The sequence below is a fragment of the Photobacterium sp. R1 genome (assembly GCF_054600795.1).
Window position 1 is genome coordinate 1 of the sequence record NZ_BAAHZP010000221.1, and the last position, 362, is coordinate 362.

At 51.4% G+C, this 362-nt stretch carries 1 protein-coding gene; it reads right to left on the reverse strand.

The window, feature by feature from the left end:
- Positions 1 to 180: 180 nt before the first annotated feature.
- The coding region (locus tag ACYP03_RS24755) for an IMP dehydrogenase (RefSeq protein ID WP_459782491.1) at positions 181 to 362 on the reverse strand (182 nt) is incomplete at its 5' end.

The following is a 362-nucleotide window of genomic DNA, read 5'->3' on the forward strand; positions in this document are numbered from 1 at the left end:
CGATCAGCTGTGTGTATTGGGAACCGAAGTCCAGGATAAGAATACGTTGATCATGAATATTTGTGGTCATTCGGGCAGTCTCAAATATCAATTGCAATCAAAAGGGGCGGCTTACCACCCCAGGAAAAATCGTCGGATTAACGCAGACCGGCTGCCTCAGCAACCGGTCCAGTCCGTGTGTTATGAGCCCATGCGGTAGTTGGGGGCTTCTTTAGTGATAGTCACATCGTGAACGTGCGACTCTTGCATACCCGCACCTGAGATGCGGACAAATTCCGCTTTGGTACGCAGATCTTCAATCGTTGGTGAGCCGGTCAGACCCATGCTTGAGCGCAGGCCGCCCATTTGCTGGTGTACGATTT